This is a genomic window from Sphingomonas sp. PAMC 26617 (assembly GCF_000242835.1).
Classification (GTDB): Bacteria; Pseudomonadota; Alphaproteobacteria; order Sphingomonadales; family Sphingomonadaceae; genus Sphingomonas.
The window spans coordinates 4,057,587-4,064,451 of the sequence record NZ_JH594425.1 but is presented as its reverse complement, the minus strand read 5'-3'; the positions used below and the strand labels follow the sequence as shown (position 1 = coordinate 4,064,451).

Annotated in this window: 11 protein-coding genes; 7 read left to right on the top strand and 4 right to left on the bottom strand. The window is 63.3% G+C overall.

The features are described from left to right. Nucleotides 1-291 (top strand): putative quinol monooxygenase (locus tag RH91_RS18075; RefSeq protein WP_010164535.1); only part of this gene is annotated, 291 nt, incomplete at its 5' end. A 304-nt stretch (nt 292-595) separates the two neighbouring features. Here RH91_RS18075 and RH91_RS18070 read toward each other — a convergent pair. Further along, on the bottom strand, nt 596-1,465 hold the full coding sequence (locus tag RH91_RS18070; RefSeq protein ID WP_010164534.1) for a LysR family transcriptional regulator: 870 nt from the start codon (nt 1,463-1,465) through the stop codon (nt 596-598). Between the two features lie 143 nt (nt 1,466-1,608). Here RH91_RS18070 and RH91_RS18065 point away from each other — a divergent pair, with 143 nt between their 5' ends. The 6 genes from RH91_RS18065 to RH91_RS21770 all read left to right on the top strand — a co-directional run bounded on the left by RH91_RS18065 (nt 1,609) and on the right by RH91_RS21770 (nt 5,141). After that, complete coding sequence (locus RH91_RS18065; RefSeq protein WP_010164533.1) at nt 1,609-2,316, top strand: peroxiredoxin-like family protein; 708 nt, start codon at nt 1,609-1,611, stop codon at nt 2,314-2,316. A 261-nt stretch (nt 2,317-2,577) separates the two neighbouring features. Next, entirely contained in the window at nt 2,578-2,874 is a 297-nt protein-coding gene (locus RH91_RS18060; RefSeq protein ID WP_010164532.1) for a putative quinol monooxygenase, read from the top strand. A gap of 16 nt (nt 2,875-2,890) precedes the next feature. Then, nucleotides 2,891-3,712 carry an alpha/beta hydrolase gene (locus RH91_RS18055; RefSeq protein WP_232283552.1) on the top strand — a complete coding sequence of 274 codons (822 nt, stop codon included), beginning with the start codon at nt 2,891-2,893 and terminating at the stop codon, nt 3,710-3,712. 79 nt (nt 3,713-3,791) lie between these two features. Next, nucleotides 3,792-4,448 carry a glutathione S-transferase family protein gene (locus RH91_RS18050; protein ID WP_010164530.1) on the top strand — a complete coding sequence of 219 codons (657 nt, stop codon included), beginning with the start codon at nt 3,792-3,794 and terminating at the stop codon, nt 4,446-4,448. A gap of 159 nt (nt 4,449-4,607) precedes the next feature. Beyond that, nucleotides 4,608-4,802, top strand: a complete 195-nt coding sequence (locus RH91_RS22600) for a hypothetical protein (RefSeq protein ID WP_157136968.1) — start codon at nt 4,608-4,610, stop codon at nt 4,800-4,802. Then, the gene (locus tag RH91_RS21770) at nt 4,803-5,141 is read left to right on the top strand and encodes a GNAT family N-acetyltransferase (protein ID WP_010164529.1); all 339 of its coding nucleotides are present in this window, start codon (nt 4,803-4,805) and stop codon (nt 5,139-5,141) included. Between the two features lie 105 nt (nt 5,142-5,246). On the opposite strand, the gene RH91_RS18040 is transcribed toward RH91_RS21770, so the two are convergent. From RH91_RS18040 to RH91_RS23230, 3 genes are read right to left on the bottom strand one after another with little or no spacing between them, the layout of a single operon-like run. Continuing rightward, nucleotides 5,247-5,726, bottom strand: coding sequence for a hypothetical protein (locus tag RH91_RS18040; protein WP_010164528.1), 480 nt, complete (start codon nt 5,724-5,726; stop codon nt 5,247-5,249). A gap of 17 nt (nt 5,727-5,743) precedes the next feature. Further along, nucleotides 5,744-6,241 (bottom strand): hypothetical protein, encoded by a 498-nt coding sequence (locus RH91_RS18035; protein WP_010164526.1) that lies wholly within the window; start codon nt 6,239-6,241, stop codon nt 5,744-5,746. Beyond that, the gene (locus RH91_RS23230) at nt 6,238-6,831 is read right to left on the bottom strand and encodes an amidohydrolase (RefSeq protein WP_010164524.1); all 594 of its coding nucleotides are present in this window, start codon (nt 6,829-6,831) and stop codon (nt 6,238-6,240) included. The genes RH91_RS18035 and RH91_RS23230 overlap by 4 nt, the downstream gene beginning before the upstream one ends. Nucleotides 6,832-6,865: the final 34 nt, after the last annotated feature.

The window sequence follows — 6,865 nt, the reverse complement described above, 5'->3', positions numbered from 1 at the left end:
AAGGTCGCATTACTGATCGAGATGAACGCCAAGCCCGGCAAAGAGGCGGAAGTCGAGGCATTCCTCGCAAAGGAAGCTTCGTTGGTCGCGGGCGAGCCTGGAACCCTCACGTGGCACGCGGCGAAGATCGAAGGCGAAACGGGCGTCTATCGGGTTTTCGACACGTTCGTCGACGAAGCAGCCCGCGACGCCCATCTGAACGGCCCGGCAGGGCAGGAATTCTTCGACAAGGCGGGCGAGTTGTTCTCCGAGTCCAAGATGAGCCGCCTCCAGGTAGTCGCGCACAAGTGATGCCCGACGGCGGCGCATGATTGCGCGGTTCTGAACGAACTTGGGCGGCTGGGCGCAACGAACACCCCAGCCGCCCATCTTCGGGCGCAAGACGCCGCGGAAGGCCGCCAGCGGGAACCCGCTCGACCAAACCTTCGACTGTGCCTGCGCCTAGGGGGGCGTCATGGCTGGCGGCATGGCCGGTCGAAGGTAAACTGGTTTGGACGTTAGGGGCGATCGACGTCTTTCCCAATCCCCTGCTGCCCCCGGCGCGGGGGGCTGGCGGACAGTCGTCGGGCAAGCCTCTTCTCAACGGCACTCGGTGCTACGTCTTCGAAAAGATCTCCTCGAACCAGCTGACGAACGCGCGCGCCTTCGCCGTCGGCAGTCGCCCGGACGGAAACAGGGCCCATAAGTCGGCATGAGGGAGCTTCCAGTCGGTCAGCACCGGGACCACGCGCCCGTCGTCGAGCTCCGGCTGCATCACCCACCGCGAGCTGATCGCGAGGCCGAGGCCGGCAATGACCGCCTCCCGCACGCCTTCGGCCGCACTGAACGACAGCCGCGTGGGGACGCACACGGATGTATTCCCGCTCTCTCGACGGAAGCGCCATTCCTCCGCGATCAGGCCTTGGGTGTAGACCAGCGCGGTATGCTCGAGCAGGTCCCCCGGTGTGGACGGAGTGCCCATCCGCGCGAGATACGCAGGGCTCGCAACGACCAGACGCTCGCACGTGGCAAGCTTTCGCGCGGTCAGGCTCGAATCCGACAGCTCTCCCCCACGCAGCGCGACGTCTACGTTCTCGCCCATCAAATCGACGAAGCGATCGTCCAGGACGAAATCGACCCGAAGATTGGGATGCGCGTCCAGGAAACCGCCGATCCTTGGAATGACATGCAGGCGCGCGAAGGTGACGGGCGCGCTGACGCGCAGCCGACCGTCGAGCCCTTTGCCCAGGCCGCGCGCGGCGGTCTCGGCCTCGTCGGCTTCCGCGAGGGTGCGGCGTGCCCGCTCGTAGAAGGCCAGGCCCGCCTCGGTCGGGTGGAGCTGTCGTGTCGAGCGGATGAGCAGCCGCACCTGGAGGTGCTCCTCCAACGCCGCGATCAATTTCGACACATTGGGCTGGCCTATTTGCAAGTCGCGCGCGGCGGCCGAAAAAGAACCGGACTCCACGACGCGAACGAATACTTCCATCGCATGCAATCGATCCATCGAACACGTCGCCTATTCTGAATTTGAATAAGTCATATTGCTCGGGCGGTTCTACTGCAATGCCGCATAATAGAGCATTTGGGCGTCACGGCAGCGATGGTGCTGAGCCGCCAAGGAGAAGCTCGATGAATTTCCAGGAAACTTTCGCTCATATCTTGCAGTCCGATTTGCCGCTGCAAGGCAAGCTCGATGCCTTCAAGGTCGAATTCGATACGCGACTTGCCCCCCCGGCGGCGGTCGAAGCGCTGCATCGCTCGGTCGACGAACTGATCGCTTCGGGCGCACCGGCCCGCGCCCTTAAGGTCGGCGACATCGCACCGGCGTTCACGCTCCCCGATCCTGACGGCAACCCGGTCTCGTCCGCAGCGCTGCTCGCCAAAGGGCCACTCGTCGCCACCTTCTATCGCGGCGTTTGGTGTCCCTATTGCAACTACGAGCTGACCGCGCTCGAAGCCGCCCGTTCGGAGATCGAGGCACGTGGCGCGAGTTTGGTTGCGGTCTCCCAGCAATTGGCGCCCAACAGCCGCAAGTCGCAGCGCCAGAACGGCCTTGGCTTCCCGATCCTGGGCGACCATGGCGGCGACGTCGCCGCGCAGTTCAACCTGCGCTGGACGCTGCCGGAGTATCTGCGGGTGGCCCACCGGATGCTCGGCGCCGACCTGCCGCAGTTCAACGGCGAGGATAGCTGGACGCTGCCGATGAGCGCCCGCTACGTCATCGCGCAGGACGGAACGATCGTCTACGCCGAAGTGAATGGCGACTACACCCGCCGCCCCGAGCCGTCGCTGATGTTCCCGGTCCTGGACCAGCTCGCGCGGCAGCACGCCGCCTGACGTCTTACCCCTGTCGCTCAACCCTACCTCCGGCGCGTCGAAGCGCTTGAGGTAGGGGCGGACGACGGACGGTCTCTTTTGCGGACCACACTGCCGGACCCCCGACCGATACGGCGAAAATCGGATCCGTACGCAGGCGGCAAGCAAACTCTCTGAACCGCGTAAATCGATATTTACGTCACGGAACTGAGCTGGCGATGTGCAGCCAGCCTAGTACTGCGCGCGCGATTGCGCGCGCATGTCAACAAAAGGAACAATGACATGGCTAAGTTCGCATTCCTGATCGAGATGAAGGCCAAGCCTGGCAAGGAAGCAGAAGTCGAGGCGTTTCTCGCAAGTGAAGCGTTGCTGGTGAAGGACGAGCCGGGTAACCTGACGTGGCACGGCTCCAAGGTCGAAGGTGAGACCGGTCTGTATCGGGTATTCGACTCGTTCGTCGACGAAGCTGCCGGCGAAGCGCATATGGCCGGCCCGGCAGGACAGGAGTTTGTCCAGCGCGCAGACGATCTGTTCGTCGAGACCAAGGTCCTTCGTCTGCACGTGGTCGCATTCAAGTAAGACCGCACATTGGCGTTTGAATGCCAATACTGATGCGAAGGTGGGCGGCTCGGCGCAGAGAAGGTGCCGGCCGCCCGTTTTCAACCGAACCTTCCCGAAAGGACAGCCAGTGCATACCGGATCCGCTAAACCAACGATCGTGCTCGTGCACGGTGCCGTCGAAGACTCGTCGCTTTGGACTCATGGCGTGATCCAGGGGCTCACGCGCGAGGGATATCCGTTCAAGGTCTTCTCGAATCCGCTCCGGGGCGTGGCGCACGACACCGCCTACCTGCGCAGCCTGCTGGACACGATCGAGGGGCCCGTGATCCTCGTTTCCCACGCCTATGGCGGGGCGGTCATCGGTCAGGCGGGGGACGACCCCAAGGTCAAGGGGCTGATCTACGCGGGCTCGCCCATGCCCGGGGCGGGGGAGTCGACCAATGATTGTCTCGAACGGTTTCCCGGCGGCGACTTCGGCACTTCGGTCGATCTGGTCCCATACACCTTGCCCGATGGAACCAGCGGCACCAATCTCGTCGTCAAGCCCGAGAAATACGCTTATCTCCTCGCTGCCGACGTGCCTGAGGACAAACTCGCGCTGATGATCGCCATCCAGCGCCCGATTTCCCTTGCAGCGCTCAACGAGAAGCTGACGTCCGCTGCCTGGACGACCAAGCCGAGCTGGCAGATCCGCCCGCTGCTGGATCCCGTCATCCCCCAGGCAGAGTTTCAGTTCGAGGCCGAGCGTGCCGGCTCCCAGGTCATCGAACTGAACTCCTCGCACGCCATTCCCATCACGTTCCCCGAGGTCGTCATCGACGTGATCGGGCAGGCAGCGCGCGCAATCGCGTCCTGACGGCGGCGGCGCGTCGGCCACGGGGTCACTCCGGCGAGACGCATTCTTGACTTGGCACCGAACAGACAAAGGGACGGACATGAACAGTACATTTGAGCTCTACGGTGCACCGACCGGCAATTGCCTCAGAGCCGCGATTGCGCTCGAGGAAGCCGATCTTCCCTACACGCCCAAGCTCGTGGACCTCGCGAGTTTCGAGCATCAGGGCGCCGACCATCTCGCCTTGAACCCGCTGGGAAAGGTCCCGGTCCTCGTCGAGCGGGAAGACGGCCGGGAACCGTTCGTTCTGACGCAATCGACCGCGATCATGCTCTACGCAGCGGGCAAGGGAGCGGGGCGGTTGCTGCCCGATTACGAGCCTCACCGGGCGATCGTCCTCGAGCGCTTGTTCTTCTTTGTGACCGACGTCATCGCTGTCAATCACGCGGCCTTCTCGCTGCGCGATTCAAACGCCCAGGAGGCGCAGAAAATCCTGATGGATCGCATGCTGGCCACGCTCGAGACGGCGGAGAGGTATGTCGCGCGGGACGAATTCATCGCCGGGGCAGCGTTCAGCCTTGCCGACATCGCGGCCTATACGATCACCAGATCGGTGATGTCGGACCTTCCGTGGTCGAAGCTCCCCAATCTGCGGAGATGGGTCGAGGCGATCGATCGTCGTCCGGCCGTGCGGCGCGGGCTGGAGGTGTTCGAACGAATCTACGATCCGGAGGTCGTTTCCCGGTTGGCAATGTAGCGCGCCGGACTGCCACGCGGCTGGTCATCGGAATCCTTCGGACACGGTCGGGTTGCGACGCGCGACGGGATCGAAGGCCAGCCGATGACCAGCGACCGAAGGGACCCGCAGCCGCTGGACCTGTCCTCTGACGGCCATCGAACGGGATGGAGAAGCGAAATGTCGACATTGCGCCGTGCGGGACCAGACGACGTCAATGCTCTGGCAGCTTTGGCGCGGAGAACCTGGCGCGAGATGTCCTTGCTCGATTTCGCCATGCCATATTCCGCGAGAGATATTGCCGCCTTCGAAGCAGAGAAAAGTTCGGAGGCAGTGGTGCGATCAAGATTGCTCGATCCAGACCAGGCAACATGAGTGATCGACGATGACGGTTCGCTGATCGGCTATGCCGATGCCGGACCCTGCAGCTTGCCGCACCCCGACGTAACCGCGGCCGACATGGAGCTGAACCGTCTCTACGTCAGCCGCGACCAGCAGGGGCACGGTCATGGCGGCCGCCTGATGGAGGCGGCACTCGACTGGATGGGCACCCGTTCGGCCGGAGCGCAATGGATCGGAGTCTGGTCGGGCAACCGAAAAGCGCAACGGTTCTACGCGGCGTACGGTTTCGAGGTGGTTGGTGCGTATGATTTCCCGCTCGGTCAGTCGATCGACCGGGATTTCATCATGCGCCGCTCCCGTCCGCCACGGTGAGCGGCTGGCGATGTTCGGCCTTCGCGCGTGCGGCAGGGTCACGAAGGCGGGCGAGCGACCTTGCCAATGCGACGATTTCCAAGGCGCACGTTCGCGTCGATGCGTTTAGGTGTAGCCGGTGAAGAACTCGGCAGCGATTTTCCATCGACCGTCTAGCTTGATCAACTCCATCGTCTTCCAACCCCAGCTCTTTTCGGTTGCCGTCGTATTCTCGAACACCAGCGAGACTTGAGCCAGCGGACCGTCCTGTTTGACGTGGATGTCCCTGAAGGTCTGCGTGAAGGGCTCTCCCTCGAACACCCCCTTGCGAAATTCCTCGTAATGCGAAGTATTTACCGGTAGATCCTGACCCTTCCGCGAAAGTGGGACGCCCGTGAAGGGAATGCCCTTGTCGAGCAGAAGGGTTTCGAACAGAGCTTGGTTCCTGGTCGAAACCGCCTTGGTGTAGGTGTCGAGAAGCGTCGCAATCGCTTGTCGGTCCTCGCCGCGGCTTTCGAAAGTCGCTGGGACAGGCGTGCGGTACGGCGTGGCGAACGCCGGCACGACCGACATCGTAAGGACTGCACCAAAAAGAATGATCTTCATCGTCGTCTTCCTGCCTCTCAAAGATGGGTTTCGCGGTTCGCCACGTCGGGTCGAACGTAGATTACGGCACCCGCAAGGTCCGGCCGTCCGACCGGCTGTGATATATCCACCCAAGCGGTGCCCTGGTCTATCAACGTCATCCGTCCTTCGCCCTCGGGCTTCCCGTTATTGACGACGTGGTAAAGCAGAACGCGGGGGCCTTCGGCGGTAACGGACAAGGTCAGGGCGGTTGGCTTGAGACGCCGAATGCTCATGGGCTGCCCGTCGACCCGGCCCTCCACCACTTCGTGCAGGGAGGGGATCTCCCAGCGGATGCGACCGTCCGGCTGCAGGCGAAAACGATAGCCTCGCGCCGCGGCCGCCTTGATGTCTGGGGTATTGCGCGTCGGGCTTTGGACCCAGTCGCCATTCCAGGGGCTCTCGGTCGACACCGGGACCGGTGGCAAGTCCTGCGCCATGGCCCCGCCTGCGGTTGCCGCGAGCAAGGTCGCGGAGAGGAAAAGACGAGAAATCATAACGGTCCTTCGCTGCTACGTAGGGTTTTCCTGTATGTTTCGGTCTCGATCACGCGGCTGCTCGATTCCGGACTTTGCTGAATTCGAGCGGGAACCCGTCTCCTTCGCGGTATCAATACAGGCCGCAGAGGCCCTTGACCGAGCGCAGAAGCCTGGCCGAGATACGTCGCCCCGTTCAGGGTTCTGATCCTGATCGCCTCGAGTGGCGAAAAACCGGCGTCAACCAGACGTTCGATCTCCCGCTGGTCGGCAAACCCCGGGATGATATGCCCGTCACCGGTCGGGTCGCACCCGGCCATCAGGGTTCCACCGGCCAGGGCAAAGTTCCGTTCGAACGCTTCCAGCCGTTTCAGGCTGGCATAGCGGCGTGCCTTCCGGGCGGTGTTGGCGGTACTTTGCGCGTTGCGCGCGTCGAGATACGCCTCCCTGGCCTGCGGCGTCAGCACGTCAAGCTCCGCCTGTCGCAAGGACACGAACTGCCGGACTTCGTCCGCCATCGCGGGCGCGCCGGGACCGGGTGGCGATTGAAAGAGGACCTGGGCGGACGCTGCGCCCGCTCCCGCGAGCACCGCTGCTGCGCGGATTGCCATGCCGATGGCACAGCGTTTGAGGCGCGACGCGGCA